Source organism: Embleya sp. NBC_00888, from assembly GCF_045207655.1.
Classification (GTDB): Bacteria; Actinomycetota; Actinomycetes; order Streptomycetales; family Streptomycetaceae; genus Embleya.
This window is the reverse complement of sequence record NZ_CP108784.1, coordinates 100,502-124,163: the sequence shown is the minus strand read 5'-3', so window position 1 is coordinate 124,163 and position 23,662 is coordinate 100,502. Positions and strand designations below refer to the sequence as shown.

Annotated in this window: 19 protein-coding genes and 2 pseudogenes; 11 read left to right on the top strand and 10 right to left on the bottom strand. The window is 64.5% G+C overall.

What is annotated here, in order from left to right; translation table 11 throughout:
* Positions 1–40 precede the first annotated feature (40 nt).
* Positions 41–1,252 carry a pyridoxal phosphate-dependent aminotransferase gene (locus OG948_RS00535; protein ID WP_406292846.1) on the bottom strand — a complete coding sequence of 404 codons (1,212 nt, stop codon included), beginning with the start codon at positions 1,250–1,252 and terminating at the stop codon, positions 41–43.
* A 578-nt stretch (positions 1,253–1,830) separates the two neighbouring features.
* On the opposite strand from OG948_RS00535, the gene OG948_RS00530 reads away from it, so the two are divergent.
* From OG948_RS00530 to OG948_RS00515, 4 genes are all read left to right on the top strand, one after another.
* On the top strand, positions 1,831–2,604 hold the full coding sequence (locus OG948_RS00530) for a class I SAM-dependent methyltransferase (RefSeq protein ID WP_406292844.1): 774 nt from the start codon (positions 1,831–1,833) through the stop codon (positions 2,602–2,604).
* 102 nt (positions 2,605–2,706) lie between these two features.
* On the top strand, positions 2,707–3,855 hold the full coding sequence (locus OG948_RS00525) for an acetyl-CoA carboxylase biotin carboxylase subunit family protein (protein ID WP_406292842.1): 1,149 nt from the start codon (positions 2,707–2,709) through the stop codon (positions 3,853–3,855).
* Positions 3,852–5,108, top strand: a complete 1,257-nt coding sequence (locus tag OG948_RS00520) for an MFS transporter (protein WP_406292840.1) — start codon at positions 3,852–3,854, stop codon at positions 5,106–5,108. The genes OG948_RS00525 and OG948_RS00520 overlap by 4 nt, the downstream gene beginning before the upstream one ends.
* Positions 5,109–5,111: 3 nt before the next feature.
* Complete coding sequence (locus tag OG948_RS00515) at positions 5,112–6,356, top strand: MalY/PatB family protein (protein WP_406292839.1); 1,245 nt, start codon at positions 5,112–5,114, stop codon at positions 6,354–6,356.
* Positions 6,357–6,479: 123 nt separating this feature from the next.
* Here the strand turns inward: OG948_RS00515 and OG948_RS00510 are convergent, their stop codons facing one another.
* Positions 6,480–7,610 (bottom strand): branched-chain amino acid aminotransferase, encoded by a 1,131-nt coding sequence (locus OG948_RS00510; protein ID WP_406292837.1) that lies wholly within the window; start codon positions 7,608–7,610, stop codon positions 6,480–6,482.
* 22 nt (positions 7,611–7,632) lie between these two features.
* Positions 7,633–8,070 (bottom strand): nuclear transport factor 2 family protein, encoded by a 438-nt coding sequence (locus OG948_RS00505; RefSeq protein ID WP_406292836.1) that lies wholly within the window; start codon positions 8,068–8,070, stop codon positions 7,633–7,635.
* A gap of 365 nt (positions 8,071–8,435) precedes the next feature.
* On the opposite strand from OG948_RS00505, the gene OG948_RS00500 reads away from it, so the two are divergent.
* A complete protein-coding gene (locus OG948_RS00500; RefSeq protein ID WP_406292835.1) occupies positions 8,436–9,449 on the top strand; it encodes a LuxR C-terminal-related transcriptional regulator in 1,014 nt (337 codons plus the stop codon).
* Between the two features lie 83 nt (positions 9,450–9,532).
* Here OG948_RS00500 and OG948_RS00495 read toward each other — a convergent pair whose 3' ends face one another.
* From OG948_RS00495 to OG948_RS00485, 3 genes are all read right to left on the bottom strand, one after another.
* Positions 9,533–10,480: a transposase gene (locus OG948_RS00495; protein WP_406292834.1), complete on the bottom strand. Its 948-nt coding sequence runs from the start codon at positions 10,478–10,480 to the stop codon at positions 9,533–9,535.
* A 404-nt stretch (positions 10,481–10,884) separates the two neighbouring features.
* Positions 10,885–12,309 carry a serine/threonine-protein kinase gene (locus OG948_RS00490; RefSeq protein WP_406292832.1) on the bottom strand — a complete coding sequence of 475 codons (1,425 nt, stop codon included), beginning with the start codon at positions 12,307–12,309 and terminating at the stop codon, positions 10,885–10,887.
* A gap of 342 nt (positions 12,310–12,651) precedes the next feature.
* Entirely contained in the window at positions 12,652–13,182 is a 531-nt protein-coding gene (locus OG948_RS00485) for a hypothetical protein (RefSeq protein ID WP_406292830.1), read from the bottom strand.
* Positions 13,183–13,340: 158 nt separating this feature from the next.
* Here OG948_RS00485 and OG948_RS00480 point away from each other — a divergent pair, with 158 nt between their 5' ends.
* From OG948_RS00480 to OG948_RS00470, 3 genes are all read left to right on the top strand, one after another.
* Positions 13,341–13,856, top strand: a complete 516-nt coding sequence (locus OG948_RS00480) for a GNAT family N-acetyltransferase (RefSeq protein ID WP_406292829.1) — start codon at positions 13,341–13,343, stop codon at positions 13,854–13,856.
* A gap of 961 nt (positions 13,857–14,817) precedes the next feature.
* A complete protein-coding gene (locus OG948_RS00475) occupies positions 14,818–15,744 on the top strand; it encodes a hypothetical protein (protein WP_406292827.1) in 927 nt (308 codons plus the stop codon).
* Between the two features lie 24 nt (positions 15,745–15,768).
* Positions 15,769–16,176: a hypothetical protein gene (locus OG948_RS00470; protein ID WP_406292825.1), complete on the top strand. Its 408-nt coding sequence runs from the start codon at positions 15,769–15,771 to the stop codon at positions 16,174–16,176.
* Positions 16,177–16,792: 616 nt separating this feature from the next.
* On the opposite strand, the pseudogene OG948_RS00465 reads toward OG948_RS00470, so the two are convergent.
* Positions 16,793–17,726 (bottom strand): annotated as a pseudogene (locus tag OG948_RS00465) (TniB family NTP-binding protein); the annotation flags it as partial.
* Positions 17,727–17,851: 125 nt separating this feature from the next.
* Complete coding sequence (locus OG948_RS00460; RefSeq protein ID WP_406292824.1) at positions 17,852–18,565, bottom strand: carbon-nitrogen hydrolase family protein; 714 nt, start codon at positions 18,563–18,565, stop codon at positions 17,852–17,854.
* A gap of 434 nt (positions 18,566–18,999) precedes the next feature.
* On the opposite strand from OG948_RS00460, the pseudogene OG948_RS00455 reads away from it, so the two are divergent.
* Positions 19,000–19,668: pseudogene (locus tag OG948_RS00455) on the top strand (ATP-binding protein); the annotation flags it as partial.
* A gap of 442 nt (positions 19,669–20,110) precedes the next feature.
* Here OG948_RS00455 and OG948_RS00450 read toward each other — a convergent pair.
* Both OG948_RS00450 and OG948_RS00445 read right to left on the bottom strand, forming a co-directional pair.
* Positions 20,111–20,386: a hypothetical protein gene (locus tag OG948_RS00450; protein WP_406292822.1), complete on the bottom strand. Its 276-nt coding sequence runs from the start codon at positions 20,384–20,386 to the stop codon at positions 20,111–20,113.
* Positions 20,383–20,742: a hypothetical protein gene (locus tag OG948_RS00445; RefSeq protein WP_406292820.1), complete on the bottom strand. Its 360-nt coding sequence runs from the start codon at positions 20,740–20,742 to the stop codon at positions 20,383–20,385. Before OG948_RS00445 ends, OG948_RS00450 begins: the two co-directional genes overlap by 4 nt.
* A gap of 131 nt (positions 20,743–20,873) precedes the next feature.
* Here OG948_RS00445 and OG948_RS00440 point away from each other — a divergent pair, with 131 nt between their 5' ends.
* Together OG948_RS00440 and OG948_RS00435 are read left to right on the top strand one after the other, a co-directional pair.
* A complete protein-coding gene (locus tag OG948_RS00440; RefSeq protein ID WP_406292818.1) occupies positions 20,874–21,155 on the top strand; it encodes a hypothetical protein in 282 nt (93 codons plus the stop codon).
* Positions 21,156–21,475: 320 nt separating this feature from the next.
* Positions 21,476–23,644, top strand: coding sequence for a polymorphic toxin-type HINT domain-containing protein (locus OG948_RS00435; protein ID WP_406292816.1), 2,169 nt, complete (start codon positions 21,476–21,478; stop codon positions 23,642–23,644).
* The last annotated feature ends 18 nt before the right edge of the window (positions 23,645–23,662 follow it).

The window sequence follows — 23,662 nt, the reverse complement described above, 5'->3', positions numbered from 1 at the left end:
CAGCGGTTTGACTCGGTTTGAGGTCGCCCCATGAATCCGTTCATTGTCCATAACCATCCAGGAACATGCCGATTCGTGTGATGGCCACCTCTAGGTCCGCAACGTGGGGAAGCGTCAGGATGCGGAAGTGATCGTGCCTGGGCCAGTTGAATCCGGTCCCCTGGACAACCTGGATCTTCTCGGCGCGGAGCAGGTCCAGCACGAACTGCTCGTCGTCGTGGATCTTGTACACCAAGGGATCCAGTCGAGGGAAGGCATAGAGGGCGCCTTTCGGTTTGACGCACGACACTCCGGGGATTTCGTTGAGTTTCTCCCAGGCGCGGTCACGCTGTTCGTGCAGTCGTCCGCCCGGAAGCACGAGGTCCTGGATGCATTGGGGACCACCGAGTGCGGCTTGGACTGCGTACTGGGCCGGAGTATTGGGGCACAGGCGCATCGACGCCAGGACGGTCAGACCCTCTAGGTAGTCCTTTGCGTGTTGGGTGGGACCGGAGATGACGAGCCACCCCGATCGGTATCCGGCAACGCGATAGGCCTTCGACAGGCCGCTGAAGGTGAGGCAGACCAGGTCCGGCGCGAGGGCGGCGGCATGGTGGTGCTCGGCTCCGTCGTACAGGATTCGATCGTAAATTTCGTCAGCGAAGACCATCAGCCGGTGACGGCGTGCGAGGTCCAGGATGGCTTCCAGGGTCCCCCTCGGGTAGACCGCGCCGGTGGGATTGTTCGGATTGATGATGACTACGGCCTTCGTGCGGTCCGTGATCTTGGCTGCCATGTCGTCGATGTCCGGGAGCCAGTCGGCGGATTCGTCGCACATGTAGTGGACCGGTTTGCCGCCGGCGAGGGCGGTCACCGCTGTCCACAGCGGGAAATCCGGGCTGGGGATGAGGACTTCATCGCCGTCATCCACCAATGCCTGGATCGCCATCGAGATGAGTTCGGAAGCGCCGTTGCCCAGGTAGACGTTGGCGAGGTCGACATCGGCGATTCCCCGCTCCCGGTAGTGGTCGACGATCGCGCGGCGAGCGGGGAGGATGCCGCGGGCGTCCGTGTAGCCGTGGGCCTGCGGCATCGTCCTGAGCATCTCGGCCAGAATTCCCTCGGGCGCCTCGAATCCGAAGAGCGCGGGGTTGCCTGTGTTGAGACGTAGAACGGAGTGCCCTGCTCTCTCCAGGGCGTCGGCCTCCTCGATCACCGGGCCCCGGATCTCGTAACAGACACCGTTCAGCCTGCTCGACTGCCTGAACTCCACGGCCCACCTCCAGGTTCGTCCTCCGTCGCGGTTTCGACGGAGTCGCTCAATCCTGCCGCAGAACATGCCCCCCGTCTCGGGGATCAGGGCCGTGGGCAAGGGCCAGGGACAATCTCCCTTGGGCACGTTCCCCGGCGCCCATGTCACCGGATCTACTCGGGGCTCGTCGACACCCACGCGCGTTTGCAGCAGTGGGCCATGCGGGCGCAGTAGTCCCCGACTCCCGGCGTGCACGCGGCGGGACCTTCGAACGCCGGAATACACCCGCTTCGCCAGCGCTCGGCAAGTGACCTCGCATGATACCGAGGTATTTTTTACAACTCGGTCGCCGGTCGATCCAAATACTCATGAATCAACCCGCAATCTCACCATCGGGCGGAAGTCCGAAACATCCGCTATTGAAATGATCTAGTGGTTTCATCTCCACAACGACACGCTTCATGAACGTGCAATGCCATGGCCGGAAGGGTCTGGCAGATCCGGCGGACAGCTCGAAGCATGCATGCTGGGCACGATGCTCGCCGCCGCCGGAAACCGTCGACGATCCCTGGCCGATCAATCCAAATAGTGGAGGACGGATGAACAACTTCGTGTCCAACTCGTATGGGGAGAAGTCATCCGAGTACTACGACAAGGCGCACGCCGGCTTCGATCCCTATCCAGGTCAAATCGAGTTTCTCCGAGACAAGGCCGGCGCCGGAGTCGCCATCGAAGTGGGCGTGGGGACGGGAAGGATAGCTCTGCCGTTGGCCCGGCACGGGGTTCCCGTCATCGGGATCGACAACTCCCCGCGTATGATCGAGCTTCTGCGAGCGAAGATCGGTGACCTGCCCGTAACGGGAATCATCGGCGATGCATCTATATGTGAGACGGTCCCGGGGAAGCCTCCCACTCTCATTTTCGGCATCTTCAACTTCTTCTACATCCTGCCGGGGCGGGACGCGCAACTGAATTTTCTCAAAATAGTCAGGGAAAAGCTCGCACCATTCGGGTCCTTGGTATTGGAGGCCTTCGTCCCCAAAGTGGAGACAATCCTTCCCGACGGTCCGAATCCCGGCTTCTTCCCGAAGGATCGTGCAGTCACCGTGAAGACACTCGACGCGGATCACATAATTCTCGCAGTCTCGCAGAATTATCCGGAACGCAGTGTATGGGAATATCAGGAAGTGGTCCTCAGGAGCGGTTCTCCCGTCGAAATAGTCCCGGCAACTCTGCATTACTTGCGGCCGGAAGAGTTCGATGCCCTGGCAGGCGAAGCGGGGCTGAAGCTCGCTGAGCGCTACTCCGGGTGGGATCGATCTCCGTTCGACGAATCGAGCCCCAAGCACGTATCAGTCTATACTGTCCACTAGATAAAGGAATTCGTGCCCATGTCAGAAATATCGCACATACTCGTCATAAATCGGTGGCATGGTCCATATGCCAGATATGATGAGTACATCGACCATGGAAACGTGAAAGCGACCTACATCACGGCACTCGGAACGGGGTCGAACCTTCCCGAGGGCGCCACGGAAATTATCGTGGTCCCAAACACGGAAGACTATGATGTGGTTCGAGCCGCAGCGTGCGACTTGGCTCAGCGCCACGGCCCCATGGACCGCATCGTAGCCCTCTACGAGGACGACCTCCTGGTTGCGGCGCGACTGCGCGAGGAGTGGGGATGCCCGGGGCCTGAGCTCGACCAGACTCTGCGCTTCCGTGACAAATTGACCATGTCGGAATTGGTGGCCGGGGCGGGTATAGCTCTGCCGGCTTTTGCAGACGCGGCGAGCGAACAAGATGTCATTTGCTTCGCCGAGACGCACGGCTGGCCGGTGATCGTCAAGCCTCGGATCGGTAGTTCGAGCCTTGGTGTTGTTCTTGCTGCCAAGCCCGGGGACCTTGCGAATATCGAATTCTCGCTCCAAACTCCGATGTTGGTCCAGGCATTCAATTCGAATCCCGTATTCCACGTGGACGGATTGTATCAAGGCGGAAAGTTGGGCCCCTGGCGTTGTTCACGATATTTGAACACGTGTCTCGATTTCCAAGTCGGCAAAGCATTGGCGTCGACGGAAGAGGATGACCCCGCCCTGACCCAAGCCATTGGAGATTTTACCACCCGAGTCGTGGAAAGCCTTGCCTATGACAGGACATCCATCGTCTTCCACTTGGAGGTTTTCGTCGAGCGCACGGGCCGGTCCGCCGGAATTCAATTTCTGGAAATCGGTGCCCGGGTAGGCGGCGGCGGTATCCCGTTCGTGTGGCGCGAGGTTCACGGATACGACCTCATGGCGGATATGTTCGCAATCGCGATGGGTGAGGATCCTCCAACCGGCCGGGCCGCTTTTCACACCGGTGAAAGCGCCGGGTGGCTCCTGGTCCAGACACCGTTGAAGCGTCCCTGCAGGATCACCGGTGTACGTTCGATGACGGGCGCAGTACCCGGCCCGTATGCGGAGGTCTTACCCGAGGCAGGGGAAGTTCTGCCGCTCACCGAGGCATTCTTCGAGCACGTCGGCGGACAATTTCGCTTTCGGGGACATTCGGCGTCGGCCGTCGATGAGGCCATACGAGCCACGATCGACCACTATCGGGTATCCGCGGTCCCGGCGCAGTGACACAGAGCCGACCAAAGCCCCGGGCAACGTTGCAGAACCTACGAGTGCCGGCTTGGGCGACCCGAAGCTATTGCGTCCAGGCCTCGGCTGCCTTCACCTCCGGTGTCGGGAACGCCGGCGCCGTCGTGGCAGGAACGTTCGCAGTATTGGCGACGGGCGGTAGTGGCTCCGACGCGGGCGTCGTCGCTGGAAGCCGCGTACTGCTGGCCATGATCTTCGTCCTGTACGGGGGCGCCATTGCCGACGGCATGTCACGGCCGAAAGTCATGGTGAGGGCCAATACTGTAAATGCACTCTCGCAGGGGACTTTTGGCGCGCTCGTAATATTCGGTGAGGCCCAACTCTGGCAGATGGTGGTCTGTTCCGGCGTTGGCGGGATTTGCCAAGCCTTCTACGTCCCGGCGTCTGAAGGGATGATTCTCGGGAGTGTGCCTTACGCCGACTCGGGGCGCGCCTTCGCCGTCTTTCGAGCGGTACTCAATAGTGCTCAGGTCGTGGGGGCCGCGATCGGCGGGTTGTTGGTCGTCGCGGCTGGACCGGGGTGGGTACTCGTCTTCGACGCTGTGTGCTTTGTGGCAGCCGCAGCCCTGCGGGCCTTCCTTCCTCCGGAAGTCGCGGTCCGCAGAGGGGGCGCCACGTTGGCCCGACAGCTGCAGGAAGGCTGGACGGAGTTCCGTTCACGGAGATGGTTGTGGGTCGTGGTCATTAGTTTCGGCGTGATCAACGGCATCGTCAACGGGGTCCAGACCGTAGTTGGGCCCATCGTCAGTGAGCGAAGCATGGGGGGCCCCGGCGCCTGGGGTCTGGCTTTGGCAGCATTCGGTGCAGGTACCTTGACCGGCGCATTATTCATGTACGTATGGAGACCCCGGCGGATGCTCGTCACCGGAATGAGCGGGGCAGCCCTATTGGCCCTTCCCAGTGCTGCTCTTGCCTTCTCTTCCTCCTCAAGCGTGGTCGCGTGCGCGATGCTGGCCGCGGGAATCGGGCTGGAAGTTTTTAGCGTAAACTGGATGATGGTCATGAATCAGGAGATTCCGCGCGATCGAATGGCTCGCATCACTTCGTACGACTGGATGGGATCCTATTCGCTGGTCCCACTCGGAACCGTGATCGCCGGCCCGGCGATGGAGAGCGTAGGTCCTGGCCCCGTTTTGTGCATTGCTGCCGGGTCCATTTCGATTCTATGCCTGCTGGCTCTTCTCGTGCCGGATGTGCGAAACCTCTCGCGACGTGACCATGAAGGGCAGTAAATCGTGGTTCCTCTCTCGCCTCAACAGCCTCGAGACTCCTTCGACGAGTTGGACATCGGTCGACTGGTCGAACGGCAGAGCGAAAAATGGCAGCGGCATCCAGCAGATGTCCTACCATCCTTCATCGCGGAAATGGATTTCCCGGTTGCCCGACCAATAGTTGAGGCGATCGGTGGCCATCTGGCGCGCGGAGGTGATTTTGGCTATGCATTTTCCTATACAGAACAGACGGCGGTCCACAGAACGCTTGCCGAATGGGCGCACAAAAACTACTCGTGGATGGTGCCACCAGAGCAGATCGTGTTGTTTCCGGACGTCATGCGTGCCGTTGAAGTCACATTGATTCAGTTGACGAGCCCACGCGACGCCGTGGTTATAGACGTTCCCGCGTACCCCGCATACTTCGATGCTGTCCCGGGGTTGGGTAGGCACTTGATTCGCAATCCCATGATTCTGCGCAACGGTGTCTGGCACGCGGACATGGCCGGGTTGGAGCGCGCTTTTCGGGCCGGTGCCAGTGCCTACATCCTCTGCAATCCGCACAACCCGACGGGAAAGGTTTTCACGGCCCAGGAACTGCAACGGATACTCGCTCTGGCGGCTGCATATCGGGTGCTCGTGATATCTGACGAAGTGCACGCTCCACTCGTCTATAGGCCGCATCGACATATTCCTGTCGCGTCCCTTCCCCAGGCCAACGGCGTTCGGATAGTCACAGCGATATCTGCTACCAAAGGCTGGAACATTGCCGGCTTGAAATGCGGATTTGCGATCTCCAACTCTTCTCACGTGCACGAACACCTCATGTCCATGCCGCCCCGGGCTCGGGACGGCGTAGGGATCCTCGGCATTACGGCCAGCATCGCAGCCTTCGCCAACTCTCATGAATGGCTGCAAAAAACTCTGAACTATCTCGATGGAAACAGGAGGTACGTGTCCGCGCTGCTCAGATGTTTCGGGGGAAAAATAGGGTATGTGCCTCCACAAGGTACGTACTTGGCGTGGCTCGACTGCAGGAAACTTGCCGAGAACATACACGGGGCCGATATTTGCGGTCTGTTTCTGGAACGAGGACGCGTAGCTCTCAGCAACGGAGACGAATTCGGAGCGCCGGGTTTCTTACGGATGAACCTCGCGACTTCCCGCGACATCCTGGTGGAGAAGATTCACCGTATGGCACTCGCAACCGGATTCGATTGCGAACTGATCGACTGTCAGGAGCGCATCGAACTGGCGGGGCGGGACTGAAGACCTCATGTAGGCACGCGCCTCCCAGGCGCACTGTGTCGCTGGGGCCGATTTTGCTTCATGCGTTTGATGGAGATCGACGTGTCCTGGGATTGTCCGATAACCTCAAGGTGCCTCCCCTGGTCACCGCTGCTCACGCCTTCCAGCGACTGCGGGGCCGACGGGATGCATCCAGTGGTGTGGATCCGGAAGCTCGCCACGCCGGATTCCAAGCAGTAGGCGAGACAGCTGTGCCGTGACGGCACCCTCTGCGCCATCGCCTACGTTCCACGAACCGGAAGCGGTTCTCACCGTGCCGATCGAGCTGATTCCGGCCGCCGTTCCGCAAGCGAATGCCTCCGAGATCTCCCCGTCCAAGCAACCTCTACGCCACTGGTCCAGCGTGATCGGTTCCTCTGTGACGGCGAGCCCAAGGTCGGCCGCGAGAACGAGCAGTGCGTCACGAGTGACCCCCGGCAGCAGGGTACCGGTCAGTGGCGGCGTCGTCAGGCGAGCTCGGTCGCCACGACCGTGGACGAAGAAGAGGTTCATTCCGCCGAGTTCCTCGACCCAACGGCGCTCCACGGAGTCGAGCCACACCACCTGATCGCACCCCTCCCGCGCGGCTTGTTCCTGTGCGAGGTAAGTGCCTGCGTAGTTGCCTGCGCACTTGGATTCACCGGTGCCGCCCGTGGCCGCGCGGGAGTATTCGGTGGTCGCCCATACTGTCAGTGGCCGCGGTACTTGGCCGAAGAACCCCTCGGTGACGAATGCCATCAAGAGAAACCGGTACTCGTGCGCCGGCCGTAGGGCAAGCGCGGCCTCGCTTGCGAAGAGGATGGGCCGCAGATACAGGCTGACGTTGGGATCGTCTGGGATCCAGGCCCGATCTTCGTAAACGAGGGCGTCGACTGCCCGAACGAACAATTCGTCCGGGAACTCGGGTATCATCAGGCGCTGCGCCGAGCGACGGAAACGGCGGGCATGGGCTTCGGGGCGAAACACGAAGATGCGGTCGTCGTCCGTGCGGAACGCCTTGAGGCCTTCGAAGACGACCTGCCCGTAGTGCAGCCCGACCGTTGCCGGGTCCAGCTCCAGCGGACCATACGGTACCAACTCAGGCTTGTTCCAGCCCAGTTCACGGGACCAACTCATGGACACCATGTGTTCCGTGAAGACGTGTCCGAAAGCTGGAGAAGCGCACCGCGCGGCCCGCTCCTGCGCAGAAATTCTAGACTGGAGTGGCCGGAAGTCGATGCCTCCAATGAATGACATTGATTAGCCTCTCGAAATTTCGTCACACCAGGGCTGCGAAGAAGAAGGTGATGCGCTCGCTGAACAAGCCTGCCTTGTCCGCCGTGAAGAAATCAGCGAATTCGAGGCGGATTTCGCATCCGTCCTTCAATATTCCGACAAAATCGCCGGAAACGGCCACGTTCAAGCCTTCGGTGACCATTTCCCGTATGGAGTGAGTGCCGCTTTCGATGATTCGCTCACTTGAGTAGAAGGTCTTTAGGGCGGCCTTACCTGAGAATGGTTCGTAGCCCGGTCGACGGTACACTGCGTCTTCGGCGAACAGATCGAGTAACATTTCTGTTCTTCCGGAATCCACGAATCGGTAATAGGAGATCACGCTGTTTACCAATGGAGTCTCAAGCCCATCACGGGTGGTAGATCTTCCTTCAACTGACATGTGTAAATTCGCCCCTTCTTCCTTTGTGTTCCCAAAGTTCATGAGCCGACCTGATTGAAAAGGAACGCCGTTGCCTGGCCGGCGGGGACCAACACGGTCGCGCGCACAAAGTTCAGCGTATTTCTGACTCACCGGTCAGCGTTCGAGTGCACCTGCGGGATGAGTGTCCGCCCGCCGGGCTTGAGCAGGACGGGTCACTCTGCATCCCCAGCCGGAGTCCCCTTCCTCGGCAGGTATCCACTGACAAGCAGCACACACACGAAATACAGCTATTGGTGCAATCATCTGAAATCGGGCCTTAAACGATGATCGACTCACAAGACCTCCTGGTCGTTGCTGCGGCAATCCCAGCCGCCCAAATTCCATGGTGACGCTATGTTGATCCTCCCTCGCAAAAGGTAGGCTTCGTGATCGTGAAATGCACGTTCATGAAGTCTCAAAAAATGTCAAAAGAAGACGAAACGTCATGTGGCGGGTCGGCCCCCTGTCCAGGCGCCCTGGAGCTCTACGGGCGAGCCGTCTCGTCTGGGGCCGTCACCGACCGGGAGCCGCCGGCATGCCTACGCGCCATCGGTTTATTGCAACGCTCTTCGGATGATCCGATGATGTGGGTACCCGTGGCACCGGCTACGGCCGAAACCATTGCTACGCATCAGATGGAACTTGATCTGGCCATGTTGCGGTCCGCAATTGCCACCACCAGAGCGACATACGCAGCTGCCGAATCAACGTACATCCGGACCCGCGAGACCCAAGAGGCTCCGCAAGCTCTGCTACAAGGGGAAAAGGTCATCAACGCGGTCCTCGAGCGGGAAATCGCGAAGTGCGCCGCTACGTTGTTGACCGTACAACCGGGCGGGGGGCGTCCGGAGTCTGTCCTGCGGGAAGCTCTCAAGCGCGACGAGGCGGCGCTTCGGCGTGGAGTTTCTCAGTGCACCCTTTACCAAAATACCGTACGAGGCCACGTGCCGACACTTAACTACATCAAGCGGGTGATTCAGTGTGGCGCCGAGGTTCGAACGCTGGACGAGCTGGTCGATCGGCTTATCGTTTGCGATGATCGCGTGGCTTTCATTCCCGCGAGCGAAATTCGCCGTGACGCCGCGCTTGAGATTCGCGATCCAATTATAATTCGCTATCTGGTCGCCGGCTTTGGGAAGGCATGGGAGCGTGCCGCTCCAATCAACACGGAGCATCAGACGCGCTGGGCGCCGAAGGTAACTTCTCACCTGCAAAAGAAGATCATCCATATGGTGATCACAGGACACACGGATACGAGCATCGCTGGTCGGCTGGGGGTGAGTCCGAGGACCGTAGCGGAGCATGTCCGCAAAGTATCCGCGCTGTTGGGTAGTCGAAGCCGCGCCGAGCTGGGTTTCCTTGTAGCGCGTTCCGGGTGGCTTGATAGGACCCCGAGTTGATCGCGAAACACCCTAACCTCGATGTTTCGTAAGGGGGGCCGTCTGCTTAGCTTGACTCTGTCGGTGATCTTGGGTGGCCGAGGTTAGGTGCCGAGGGTGCGCCAGGACTTCGATCGGGGAATCGCCTGCTGGTCCAGGAAGGTCTGGAAGGCAGTTGGCGGTCTCGGTGGAGAGGCTTCCTCGGTCACTGATCGGCGGCTGAGGCGTTCGATGTTCACGGCGATGGCCGTGAGTACGTGTTGCAGGTGGGCTTTCGGGTGTCCTCGGTAGCGGCAGCGGCGCATGCCGTGGCCGTGGGCGAACTCGTTGATGGTGCCCTCGTCCCCGGAGCGGACCGCGTAGCGGGCCTTCCATTCGGGTGTCTGCTGCTCGCTGCGGACGCGGACTTGCAGGTCGCGGAGTTCTCGCGGGGGAAGCCCACGTTCCGGGCGCCCTCGCGGGAACTGGTGCACCGGGGGCGATCCGGACACGGCCGGCACTGGCCCTTGGTGAACCGCGCCACGATCAGGGGTGCCGCGGTGGGCGAGGAGGTCGGGTAGGGGCCGTGCCAGCCCTGGCTGACCTGGCCCCGGGGGCAGGTGACCTGCCGAAGGTCGAAGTCGATGTGGAAGTCGTCCCGGTCGAAGCCCTCGCCTCGGCGGTGCCGGCTGGTGGGGTTGCCCGGCAGGGGCCCGCTGACGGTGACATGGTGTTCGCGGGCGGCGCGTTCCAGGTGGACCGGAGAGGTGTAGCCGCCGTCGACCAGGTGCTCGTCCGGCAGGAGCCCGCGGCGCGCCAGTCGGGTGTGGATGCCGGGCAGGGCCTGGGCGTCGTTGGTGGCGGCCGAGGTGGTGGCCACGTCCGTGATCACGTTGACGTCGTCGGACGAGCACGTCTCGGTGAGATGGGCGGCGAACCCTTTCCAGCGGATGATGTGCCCGTGCCGGACGTAGCGCGCCGTGGGAGTGCTTACATAACCCCTCGCCGTCGTCCGAGCGGGCCCGTAGCCTCGGCGCACCGACGCCACGGCACCACCCGAGGGGCTCACGCATGACCGACGACCGATCCGCCACGGTCACCCCCCTGACCGTCAGGCACGAGTACGAGGAACGCTGGAGTCTCGACCTGTACGAAAGGGACGGACGGATCATGGACGACATGCTCCGACTCCTGTTGACCCGCGCCGTGCCCTGCCGACTCGCGGACACCACCGCGCCACCCACGATCGAGATCGAGACCGTAGTCGACGACGACCACGAACAGACGGTCGTCGTCGGGCGCATCAGCGCAAGATGCATCGCCGAGAACAGATCCGGTTCGTGTTGTCGGGGCCCTCGCCCGGCGCCGCAGGCTCAGTTTGCGCATTCGGGAACGCGAGCGCGTCCGTCGCGGCGGTGTCGATCGTCGAAAGGCCGCTCGGATCGCGGTCACCACGGCGGAACGACGGGATACTCGCCTACGGATCGGGGATGTCGTCCCGGTCGCGGTACAGCCGTCCCGCGTGACGCGGCAGCGCGTCCCGCAGCCGCTCGGGGTCGATCATCACGAGCCAGTTGTTGACGGGCCCGTAGATGACGTGGCCGCCATCCGCACGCTTCGGCACACCGTGTTTGGTCGTCCACTGGGGTGTGGGTTGACGAGACGGAAGAAAGTGGGCGACCAGTACGCTTTTGCCCTTCTTGTTCTCGTCCATGTCCACGGTGATGTGGTCGATGGCGTCCCACCGGACCGAGAAGGCGACCCTCTCCGGGCCGGCTTGGGACTGCATGGTGTGCGTCACCGTGAGGCCTGCACCGTCCAGCGTGACGACATCGGGAACAGCGCTGTATCCGAACCCCATGCAGACTCCCAGGAACATCCCGAGCATCGTCAGGAAGAACACACTGAAAACGGCGTCCGATCCGTCGAATTCACCGGAGACGCCGTTGATGATCACGAACACGGCGGCAACCATGAGGGCGTACTCGCCCCCGCGCAGGGCCGCGTTCCTCACGACGGTCCACCGGCTGTTGACGATCGTCGTGGGGCCGTCGGACACGACGATGCGGGGCCGGGTGGTTTCTGGGGTGTTGTCGCGGCCGGGAACGAGGGCGGCGATGGGCCCGCCGGAGGTGACGACACGGTCGAGGGCGCTCCGGAGAGCCACTTCGACGTGGCCGGCGGTGGCGGGTCGGGCGGTGGGTTGCTTGGCGAGCAGGTTCCGGATCAGGTCGTCGAGTTCGTGGGGTGCGTCGGGACGCAGGGCACGCAGTCGGGGCGGGTCGAGGTCGAGGTGTTGGTACGCGCCGAAGGCGTACAGGTCGGTGTGGATGCCGACCTGCTCGCCCCGCCACTGTTCGGGGGCCATGTACGCGGGTGTGCCTACCACGCCGCCCACGGTGGTGAGACGGGTGGTGGCCTCGGCGTAGCGGGCAATACCGAAGTCGCACACCTTCACCGCGCCGCCGGCGGTCAGCATGAGGTTGGCGGGTTTGATGTCCCGGTGGACCACACCGTGGCGGTGTGCGTGCGCGAGAGCTGCGGCGGCCGGGATCATCAGGCGCAGCGCGAAGTCGACGGGCAGGCCGGCGGGGTGGTCGGTCAGCAGTGCGGTGAAGTCGTGACCGGCGAGCAGTTCCATCACGAAGTACGGACGATGTCCGTGTACGCCGATGTCGTGGACGACGGTGATGCAGGGATGCTGCAACGCGGCGGCGGTGCGGGCCTCCTGTTGCAGTCGTGCGGTCAGGGCGGGGTCGACGTTCGGGTCGGCGAGGACGATCTTGACGGCGACCGGGCGGTTCAGATCCTGGTCGAGGGCACTCCACACCTCACCCATGCCCCCGCTGCCCAGGCGGGCGTGCAATCGGTATCTCCCGCTCAGCACCGTATCGGGTTCCACGCCGTGGCCACCTTTCCCCGAACCGCCATCGGCCCAACCTACGCCGCAACCGCATCCGGAGCCCGACAACAGCCCAACACGAAGAAAGTGCCCGCGCACAAGCGGACTTCATCGACACCGGCCGGGTGCTCTCCCCGGATGGCGGCGCGCAGTTCGGCGGCGCTGACCCGTTGGCCGTCGAAGGTCTCGGTCCATCCGTTGGGCAACCGCACGGCGGTCAGGAAAACGTCGTGACCCGCCGCACGACACTGACCCCCAACGGCTGCCGCACGCGGCCGTCCGGGCCGCGGTGTCATCGGCCGATCAGGATGTGGGGTGTCGATCTCGAGCGGGTAGGGCCGGTCACACGCATGCGCGGTCGCGGTCTCGAAGGCCCTCGGTGTGGATCCGGTACACGCCTTCGCCGATGACGTGGGAGCACTCGCAGACGACGTCGCGAGCGTCGGGGTGCCATCGGGTGCAGTCGGTCCACAGGACGTTCTCCAATACCTCGAGGTCGGCGAACTCCATCACGGACAGATCCGCGCCGGAGACGTCCACGGTTTCCCGCAGCATCAGGTACATCCGACGTTCGGCCGTGCTCATCGCCATGTAGGCGGCGCTGTGCAGCCGGTCGAAGTCCGACTTCGACACGGCCGGAACGAAACCACTTCGGCTACGGATGCCGGGCGTTCCCGGACCGTGGGCCGGCTTCGTCAGGTCGTCGAACAGTTCCCGCGACCACGCGAGGACGTCGCGAAGGTCCGCCTCGCCGTGGGGAACGTCCACCCGAGGGGCAAGGGTCCACAGCGTGTCGAGTTCGCCCGCGCACTCCAGTACGGCTCGGCCGATGTCCGTTTCGGCGTTGACTCGCCTCTCCAGCGGTGTCGCCACCAGGCGCGAGTGCGGCCTGCCCTGGCCTCAGCGGAAGATCAGTCCGATCAGGACTCTGCGGCGGTGTTCGCGGCGGAGGTCGGTCGGATACACCTTCGTTGGGAACAATTTTCGTGGTCCGGTCCGACGTGTTCGGGCCGGCTGTCGTGAGGAGTCTCGTGCCGGACGTTTCCGTGCGCTTGGCAGATATTGTCGACCGTCCCGTGGTGGAGCGGCTGTGGCTGATGTTCCGTCACGACTTGTCGGAGTTCGATGAAGTCCTTCCTGATAGCGACGGGACGTTCTACACCGATCGGCCCGACCTCGCTCTCACCGACACCGACTGGGCGGCCTACCTCGTGACGATCGGCACACGCCCGGCCGGCCTTGCCTTCGTCCGGGGTCTGACCGGCCCGAAGCGCGTGTTGAACAGCTTCTTCGTCGTTCGTGGAGCACGCAGGGCGGGGATCGGTCTGGATGCCGTTCGGCAGGTGATCGCCAGGCACCGAGGCCCCTGGGAGGTCCCCTTTCAATACGCCAACCCGGGGGCGGTTCGCTTCTGGCGTCGCGTCGCCGGAGAGATTGCCGGTGACGCCTGGACTGAGGAGCGCAGGCCGGTGACCCACCGACCGGACCTGCCGCCCGACGTTTGGATCTCGTTCGACCCGCCGATGAACATCACCCCGCGCCGCTGATCGTCGGGGTCGAACCGGGACTGGTGGGCCCTCAAGGCGAGGCGTCGGGCATTCGCCCGGGATGACAGGCGCCTCGTCACCATGTGTTGTCTCCGGGCGCGTGTCGGCCCCAGGTGTCGCCGGCCTCGGTGACCAGCCGAGTGGCAGTCTTGTCGCGATGGCCGAGGGCCTTGGCGATCACGGGAGCCGAGGCCCGAAAGACGAGGTGCCCGATGGTGGACGTGCGGGCTCGTCGGTCGGGACGGCGAGGCCGCGGAGGGCACCGAGCCAGGTGGTCGGTTCAGCGGCTGTAGGCGGGCGGCACCGGGAAGAGCCAGTGGGTGAAGAGGTTCATCACCCAGGACGGCCAACCGCTTGTGCCGGCCCGCGAGTTGCGTGGTGGAAGATGGTCGGCCGCGGTATGCGGCGCGCGCTTCCATACACCAGCGAAGGAACGGCGGGGACGCACGTCGGGTGGCGCGATTCTCGCCGCGCCAGGTTTCCAAGGTTTGGGTTGCTGTCGCCAGTGTGTGCCCTTGGTGGGCGAGCCAGGCGAGGAAGGCACCGACCTGGGTGGACTGCTGCCGGTGTTCGCTGAGGGTGTTGAGGCCGGGGGCCGCAGTCCGCCTTGGCCCGCAGCTTGCGGAGGTGGTGCCAGTGCGCGAAGTGCCTTGGAGGTCACGCGGATAGGTCCTGGGCGAGTGATCGAGCGTGTAGTGGTAGGGGGAAACACGACCTCGAACTCGCCCAGGCGCGCTACGGTCGGGAGGCCATCACCCGCCCCGAGGCGATCGCCGCACGCCCAGGTGTTCGACTCTCCGTCGTCGGCACCGCATGACGTGGCGTCCACGAACGGTCCGGCCAGGTGGCCGCCATCTTCTTCGCCTATCTGGGGAACGCCGGTTCCGTCTTGGCGAAATCCTGCCGGCCACCGTCGTGGGCGGCGGCGGAACGTCGCTCGCGCAGTCGGGAGCGCAAATTCGTGATGGTCACGAGCAGTTCCGGTACGTCCTCGGCATTGAGGGGCCCGGTCAGTTCGCCGCCGTACAACAACCCTGGACACGAAGGAGCACCCGCCGAACACAACGGCGGCGCCACTAGCGCAGCGCCCACAACGCCCGTCAAGACCGTTGGAACCACTGGCGGAAACGGCGGGTCGGGGACGGGCGCGGACCCCGGGCTGATCGCCAGGTATGGGACCAAGAAGCTTACGGCGGGAAAGCCGAAGGGCAGCGGGGGAAACTGGCTAACTTCCGGACTCAAGATTGTTTACGAATACTCGGGCGCTAAATCCGTCGTGGAGTGTGGGATGGACCCTGGGGTCAACGGGACATGCCTGGAAGCCGGTATCACGGTGGGAGGATTGCTCCTGACCGGCGGAACCGGTGCTGCAGCAAAGGCGTCACTCGAAGGGGCATCGAAGGCCGCCGCAGCCCGGATCGCGAGCAAGGATGCGGTCACCGGGGCCTTGGCGACGGCGGATGATGCCGCGATGTTGGCAGAAAGAAACGCCAAGAAGCTGGATGGCGGCTGGAAGGAACTCTACGGCCCGTTCAAGCGCATTGAATCAAAGACGCAGACGGATGCTGATGCTGCGCTTATGCAGGACTCGGGACAACTGTGGGGGCAGGGTAAGCCGGGCGGGTTCTTCGGGAGTGAAGCGCGGGCGGAGGTTTGGCCGGGAGCGCTGAAACCAGGGGAGCGGGGAGTTGAGATGTATACTCCAATCAAGCCGCGAGGAACGGGTCCGTGGGGTCCGACGTGGCCAATCGGATCACCCGGAACGATAAAGGCTGTTGAAAACGGTCTTGACACAGTCAAGGTTCCGGTGATTATCACGAAGAATACGCAGATTCCTGCATCAAGCTTCTCGGGGCAGCAGCCGTTCTTCTCTCCCTTTATGTATTAAAAAGCCATACCTTCGAAGAGAGGAATGATCGTGCTTGCTCCAATTCCGGAACCAGATCCCGAATGGCGATCGGCGACCCTTTCTGGAAATCCTGGGTCGTTTGGTGTCAATCCAGTTCGCCAACTGGGAGTCTGGTCGGTCGTGGAGGCTGTTTTCAGGCCGATTCTCACCTTGACCTATCCGATCGAGGATCTTTCAAAGCGACTGGTCCTAACTGTGGAACGAAGCTGGGATAGTCTCGACGACGTGAAGTTTTCCGTTTTCCATTGGGAAGACAACGATTTTGCGTTCGCGCAACGAAAGCACGGCGATAGAACTGTTATCTGGCATCGCCCTAACGCTTCATGGAGCGTCGACGTTGCTTCGAACCGGATCCTCCAGTTGATCCTGCCAGACCCCGAAGGCGTGGTGTGGCGGGCGGAGCACGTATGAAGCCTTCGTCTGCCGTGGCTGCCGACCGGGCCCGGTGGTGGTGCCGGGCCCGCAGGAGGTTGTTGGGTGCGACCGCCGAGCGGGCGGCTTCGAGGTGGTGGGCGATGTGGGCCAAGATGGGTATGAGCTTGCTCCGCTTTGACGGACACCGTCGTTGTGGCCAGGCCGCGACGATAGCCGAGGCTGCTGTGCAGCCTGCGGAGGTTGCACCAGCTGTCGACGACCCTGTTGCTCAATTGGGTGAACCTGGGTGATCTTGCAGTTACGCGGGATCTGCGGGATGGAGCCTGAAGTCGCGGCCTGTCAGGGGTGTTCGTCGTGCGGTCGCGGGACGGGGTGGTGTGGTGTCGATGGGTCGGGGTTCGGGTCGGGGGGTTCCCGAGGCAACGCGGATGGTCGCGCGCGCGGCGTTCCCGAAGGTGTGATTTCGCAGTGGTTGTTGGTGTGTGGGTGGTGGTGTGAGCTGGGGTGTTGCAGGTTGGGTGAGAACGTTTTGTGGCCGTCCGGGTGGGGGCTGCGGGGGCCTGACCTGGCGGTGTCGCAGTTTCGTTGAGAAAGCCCGGGTGTGTTTCACATAGCCCTGTGCGTTTAAAGGCCCGAACCGTGTTTGTGCAGGTCACAGGGTTTTGCATGGTTGCAGGGCCAGAGTGTGTCTACCGCCGGGTGTGCGGGACCCGGTGCCAGGGCGTTGGTGTGTTTCGGCGGTGTGGTCCAGGCGGATCCGGTCGAGGCTGGTTTTGGTGATGCGTTCGGTGCCGTCCACGATCGCGGTGATGGCGGCTTGGCGGATGAGGCTGCCGATCCGGCCGGCGGTGCGTTGGTGGAGATAGGGCGCGAGGTGGGGGGGAGCGTCCCCGCGCGGTGTGCGTCCAGGTCGAGGGTGGCTTTCAACCCGGCGATCAGCTTGGTGAACGGTTCGTGTTTCCCGAGCCGCGCGGGGAACGCGCCGCACTCGACGAGTGAGGCCCGTCCGGCGAGTTGCGCCCCGCGTACACCCCCGAACAACGGTGTGGCGGTCACGTCGATGCCCGCGTACACGAATGTTGCCCCGATGCGTTCGGTGAGGTCTTTCAGCAGGTCGGCGGTCTCGGCGCCGGTGGTGGTGCGGGGGTCGAGGGCGGTGGGTTCTCGTCGATGAGGACGAGGCGGACGCCTGCCCGGTTGTAGGTGTGGCAGACGGCCACGGTGATCTGGGCCTGCGTCATCCGGGTGCCGACGGGGATGCCGAGACAGCGGGCGAACTCGACGGCGAGGGCCTTGGCGGTCGCGCCCGGCGGCACGAGGACGTACGCCACCGGCACCCGGCCCTCCGCTCTGTCGCCGCGTCGGGCGGCCTCCGCGAGGTGGCAGGCGCGTCCGACGTGGAGCAGGGCGGTGGTCTTCCCTGCCGCGGCGGGGCCGGTGACGATCAACGCCGGGCGGGCGGTGGTCTGTTGGTGACGGCCCAGGATCATCAGCGTGTGCACGCTGATGGCTAGGGTGTCGATGGCCGGGGTGCGGACGGTCACGAACGCGGAGTGATAGGCCGGACGCTCTTCCCGGCTGTGTGGCGGGGCTATCTGGGATTGTCGGCATGATCTCCCAGGTCGCCGGAGAGACCGTGCTTTCCGGCACGTGCGGCACAGTGTCCGGCGGGGAATCGGCTCACGCCCGATCCGGCTATACAGCGCCCGGTTCAGCCGACCCCGGCGAGCACGTGGCCCGGTGCCTCGGTGCCCGCGTCGGCGATCCGTTCGCCGTCCGGGTTCCAGGCACCGGCGGCGCCGCAGCCCACGCAGTGCTCGTTGCTGCCGAGGACGTTGCCGAGCACCACGTGGAGACCGAACTCCCGGGCCCGCACCGGATAGACCTTCTCGAACGAGTCGTTGTCGGCGGAGAGCACCGAGCTCGCCAGATAGACCGTGCAGCCGTCGGAGGCGGCCCGCTCGGCGAGCTCCGGGAAGCGGTTGTCGTAGCAGGTGGCCAGCGCGAACCGGGTGCCGTCCAGCTCGAAGCGGCCGTCCCGGCCGCCCGCCGCGAAGACCTCCTGCTCGATGCCGTACAGATGCTGCTTGTCGTACCGGGCGAGGAGTCCGCCGTCCGGACCGATGACGAGCGAGGTGACCGCGGGCCGGCCCTCCGCCGTGCGTACGGGACCGTTGACGACCGCCGCCGCCGAGACGGCGCGGCACGCCTCCCGTACGGGTTCGAGGCGGGCGTCGTCCTCGGTGAGGACGAGGCTGGGCGTGTTCCGGATCAGCGTCGGCTCGTAGCCGGTCACGGCGAGCTCGGCGAAGACGACAATGCGGGCGCCGTCGGCCCCGGCGGCCCGGATCAGCCCGGCGATGGTGCGGACGTTGGTGTCGATGTCCCCGGCGACCGGGGCGAACTGGGTGGCTGCGGCGATCATGGCCTCCATCATCGCCGCCGACCGGGCCGCTGCTCCGGGCGGGTTCCTCTCGGATCCCCGTCCGCCGGAACCGTCATGTGATTTCGCAGTGTGGTTGGTGTGCGGGTGGTGGTGTGAGCTGGGGTGGCGAGGGTCTTGGGGACCTGATCTGGGGGGCGCGGTTTCGTTGAGAACGCCCGGGTGTGTTGCACATAGCCTTGTGCGTCTGAAGGCCCCGGTCCTGTTTGTACTGATCACGCGGCCGCGCTGGGTACGAGGACGTCGCCACCGGCACCCAGCCCTCTGCCCTCCCGCGGCGTCGGGCGGCTTCCGCGAGGTGGCAGGCGCGTCCGCCGTGGAGCCCGGTGACGACCGGGGACGGGCGGGCGCGGTGGTCTGTTGGCGGCGGCCCAGGACCATCAGGGCGCGCCCGCTCGTGGCGAGGGCGTCGATGGATGCACGACCAGCCCCCCGAGCCCTGGCCCGGCCGAGAGGCAGGATGGGTGCCCTCGTTGACGACGGTGCACGACGCGGTACGCCGAGAACTGCGCGCCGGCCGTGTGCTGGAGGTGTCCCGGCCCGCTCACGCCCGACGCGACCCGGACCGCTACGACCGCGCCCTGGCCGAACTCGCGCTCCCGTGCACGGTCGACGAGGCCGGCCGGACCGCCTCGTTGCCCGCCGGCGAACACACCGCAAAGGCGGCCGGGACCGACCCCGCCGCGACACAGCCGTCGCCGTTCGCACACGGCGTGCGTCTATACACGCCCGGCGCGCACGTCGTGTCGACGCGCCAACTCGGCGAGGTCACCGAAGCGCTCGCCCACACCGTCACCGCCCACGGGATCGTGTGCGTGTACGGCGACCCCGGCCACGGCAAGACTGTCTCCGTTCACCAAGCGTTGCGTCTGCTGCCCAGGCGGGTCCCGGTACGCCGCGCGCCGGTCGCGGTGAAGCCGGCCCTGCCGCAGTTGCGCGCCGCGGTGCTCACCGCGTTCGGCCTGCCTGCCGCCCGCCTGACGAACCGCACCGACGCGGCCGACCGCGCGCTCCTGGACGCCTTCGAGCCCCCGGGTGTGCTCGTGATCGACGACGTCCAACGCATCGCCGCTCCCGAACTCGACTACCTCCGCCTCCTGGCGGACGCCCCCACCACCCACACCAGCCTCGTGCTGTGCGGAGCGGGCGCCGAGCGCACTCTGGCAAGGGCTCCCGCGCCGGCCTCCCGCGTCCTCACCCTGGCAGCACACACCCCGCCTCGACACCGCCCAAGTCCCGGACGCACTCCGCCTGTTCCACCTCCTGTGGCACACCGCGACCGACGAGGGCCTGCTCCACCCCGACCACACGCACGCGCGGGGGGAACTTCCGCACCTGGGCGACGGCCGCCTCGCACCCGTAGGCGGCCCGCCACCGCGGCTCCGGCAAGAATGCGGACCGCGCCCTGCCGACCCGTGATTCGTCCTTCGCTGCCGGACCGACGTTCGCCGGACTCGTGCCGGGTCGTCCCGAGGAAGGATTCGTGCCATCGAAGGGGCATGACACGCGGGGTTCCTTCGCCGCGTGTCAGTCGTGGTCGGGGTCCGGCCAGTGTTGGACGCGGAGTACGAGCAGGACGGCGAGGCGTCGGTGTTCCATGTACCAGACGATCAGGCGGCCCTCGGCGTGATCACGGATGCCCGACACGCCGGAATCGTGTTCGGAGGGGTCGCCGAGGTATCGCACGGCGGCGGCGTCGGCCAAACGCTGGGCCAGGGCGTCCACGTCGGCGCGAACCCGAGGCGTCAGGCCGCCGACGACATGGTCGGCATCGGGTTCGTATTCCCAGGTCCAGTCGCTCACGCGGCGGCTTCGCGGGCGGCCTGGTCCAACATGGCGGCGATCTCGGCGGCGGCGGGCCGGGCGGCGGCGAGGGTGTCGGCGTCCGCGATCGCCCGCTCGAGTTCGCGCAGCCGCCTTGCGCGGGCGGGTACACGCCGTAGCGCGACGAACACCGCCCAACGACGCAGGAACGTGTGCATGGGCACGGTACTGTCCGTTTGGACGGCTTCCTGCCAGGCGGCGTGGAATTCCTGTTCGAAACGCACGGCCGCGGCCGGGTCGAGCGAGAGCACCGCCACCCGCAGAGCCTGCTCGGTTACCGGCGGCATCGGAAACAGCGGCACGTCCCCCGACGTCTCGACGTTCGGCTCGCCCATCACGACCGCCTCCTGATCTCTCGCAGCAGCTCCGCCCCACCCTACTGCCGCGTGCCCCTCAGGCCACCGGTCCGGGCACGACGGCCGGCGACGCCGCCTCGCCCGCCTCGTCACCGCCCCGGCCGGGCGGCATGCCGCTCCCAGGTGGCGCTCCGCCGGCCGGCGTGCCGGTGCTGGATCCGGTGCCGTCGTTGTCGACGTTCCTGCGCGCGATCCGCCGGGACCTGACCGCGGGGGAGCGGGCCGGCTACCGCAACGGCCCCGAAGCGGCCCGGGCGCTGGACGTGTTCGCCAAACGACCCCGCACCTGGCGCAACCACACCTGGGAAGCCGACCACGAGCGCCGTGAAGCGCTGTGCAACCGAGTGGAGGCGGAAGACCGCCACCGCCGTGCTGTCGCAGCAGCGCGGTGAAGCTGGGGGCAGACCGAACCGGGAGACGCCGGCGAGGTCGAAAGCAGCCCCGACAACGACGGGACGGTCCGGTATCGCCAGACGGAGCGGGCCCGGCAAGCGAGACGGGAAGGTGTACGAGAGGAACCAGCGGCTGAACGCTCCTCAAGCCTGAAACACCAGCTCAAATCTGGCGGATATGGGCTGGGCAGCGGTGCGCACCCGTCCCCTCATCTCGGGGCTTCGCCTACGACGGCCATCGTCGCCTCAAGCAAGCCTGGACCGACACCGCCGGCACCACCACCCTGCCCGCCCCCAAGGTCCCCGGTATCGGCGGCTGCGTGACCCAGGCCCCGAGCACGGCGACCGTCGGCGGCCCGGACCCGTACTGGCAGTCCTTCGACTACGACGCGGTGGGCAACCGCATCAAACTCGTCGAGCACGACGTGACGGACGACCCGGCCAAGAACGTCACCACCGAGTACGGCTATCGCCCCGGCGCCCAGGCCGGCGACCGCACCCACCGCCTGGAGACCGTCACCCTCAAGACCGGTACCCGCGAGGCCGTCACCACGGGCCTGACCTACGACGCGAACGGCAGCGTCAAGACCCGCCCCGGCGCCGACGCCAACCTCCAGACCCTCACCTGGAACGAAGAGGACAAGCTCACCAAGGTCGACTCCGCCACCGGCACGAGCGAATCCCTCTACGACGCCGACGGCACTCGCATCATCCGCCGCGAGGCAGGCAAGACCACCCTCTACCTCGGGGGCGACGAACTCACCACCAACAGCAACGGCACCGGCCCGGTCGTGGGCACCAGGTACTACCCGACCGCCGGTGGCTCCACCGTCGTCCGCAGCGGGTCGGGCGCCCTGATCTATGTGGCGGCCGACCACCACGGCACCCCCACCAGCACCCTCGACGCCGCCGACCTGACCGCCACCCGCCGCCAGTCCAAGCCCTTCGGCGAACCCCGCGGCACCCAACCCACCCAGGCCAACGGCCAATGGCCCGACGACAAGGGCTTCCTCGGCAAGCCCATGGACAGCACCGGCCTCACCCACGTCGGCGCCCGCGAATACGACCCCACCCTCGGACGCTTCATCAGTGTCGACCCCCTGATGGACCTCACCGACAACCAGCAAATGCACGGCTACACCTACTCCGGGAACAATCCCGCGACGGTCAGCGACCCGACGGGTCTCTTCGGTATAGGCGAAGCCATAGGGGCAGCGGCTGGCGGTGAGGACAAGAAGCAGAAGAAGAGACAACATCGGGCAGCCGAAACGGCCAAACGAAAGGGCAGTAACCCCGTAACGACTATTTCCTATCAAAGTGGTCGGAGTGGCAAGCACTCATCCGCAGGCACGGGAACGAGTGGATTCCGGACCGCAGATTCACCCGAACAACTTCCCGCCGACCTCTCGCTAGCAGTAGCCGCGGCGGCTGTGGCCTTGACCGGCACCCTCGCGGATCGCTGCCGGAAGGAGAGATGGTTTATTTGTTCGCCGAACACCTTGCTCGAAGGTTTTAGCTGGGGTTGGCGTTGGGGTAGCCGTGGCGGTGATGATGGAGATTGTCACAGCTTTCTCCCGGACACCGGCGTTCTGATGGCCGACGGCTCGGCCAAGCCCATTCGGGAGGTTGAGCCGGGCGACTCGGTGCTGTCCACCGATCCCCAGACGGGCGAAAGCAAACCCCGCACCGTTTTGGCCTCGATCACCACCGAGGACGACAAAGAATTCGCCGAGATCACCGTCCGAACGGACCGAGGTGACGCCTCGATCATCGCCACCACCAATCATCCGTTCTGGATTCCCGATCTGAAGCAGTGGGTCAACGCCGGTGATCTCGAACCCGGCCAGTGGCTCCAAACCGCCTCAGGCACCTGGGTCCAGGTCTCCGCCGTACAGGTCTATACCAACCAACGACGCACCTACGACCTGACCGTCGACACCGATCACACGTACCACGTGCTGGCAGGCGCGACGCCGGTTTTGGTTCACAATTGCGAACCTGGAAAACTGACTGACGATGCTCGTGAGGCCTACGAGAATATCGAGGCAGGTCTTCCGAAGTGGACTGAAGAAAATCGAAAGACCCATGGAGCAATTGTTGACGAGGCGGGGCGAGTGCAGGGAAGGATGTCAAGTGGTGAAGCGAATTATGAGTCTTCGGAAATAGATAATTACCTTCGATTTCTCGCCGACACTCGGATGCCTGGCGTTACATTTCCTCGCGACGGTAATGGTGTTGATCGGTATCCGACGTCCTCTCATGTTGAAGTAAAGGTTGCGTGGGAAATGAGAAAACTACATGAAGAGAATGTCAATGTTAATATAATTATCAATCATCCGAAGGGAGTCTGTACTGGCGGCGCGTGGGAATGTTCACCAACCGTGCCGTACCTTCTGCCCAGAAATTCATCCCTGACCGTCTGGCATCGGACGCCATCGGGACTGACGTCACAAGTTATCTACTCGATAGATCACAAAAACAGAAAGTAGGCGCTGGTGATTTTCAGT

What these genes read in the sequence shown, in the direction of transcription:
- OG948_RS00505 (WP_406292836.1), bottom strand. Translation starts at nt 8,070, where the DNA reads ATGAACTTTGGGAACACAAAGGAAGAAGGGGCGAATTTACACATGTCA.
- OG948_RS00495 (WP_406292834.1), bottom strand. Translation starts at nt 10,480, where the DNA reads ATGCGTGAGCCCCTCGGGTGGTGCCGTGGCGTCGGTGCGCCGAGGCTA.
- OG948_RS00470 (WP_406292825.1), top strand. Translation starts at nt 15,769, where the DNA reads ATGATCGTGCTTGCTCCAATTCCGGAACCAGATCCCGAATGGCGATCG.
- OG948_RS00440 (WP_406292818.1), top strand. Translation starts at nt 20,874, where the DNA reads ATGCCGCTCCCAGGTGGCGCTCCGCCGGCCGGCGTGCCGGTGCTGGAT.
- OG948_RS00510 (WP_406292837.1), bottom strand. Translation starts at nt 7,610, where the DNA reads ATGTCATTCATTGGAGGCATCGACTTCCGGCCACTCCAGTCTAGAATT.
- OG948_RS00530 (WP_406292844.1), top strand. Translation starts at nt 1,831, where the DNA reads ATGAACAACTTCGTGTCCAACTCGTATGGGGAGAAGTCATCCGAGTAC.
- OG948_RS00460 (WP_406292824.1), bottom strand. Translation starts at nt 18,565, where the DNA reads ATGATCGCCGCAGCCACCCAGTTCGCCCCGGTCGCCGGGGACATCGAC.
- OG948_RS00445 (WP_406292820.1), bottom strand. Translation starts at nt 20,742, where the DNA reads ATGGGCGAGCCGAACGTCGAGACGTCGGGGGACGTGCCGCTGTTTCCG.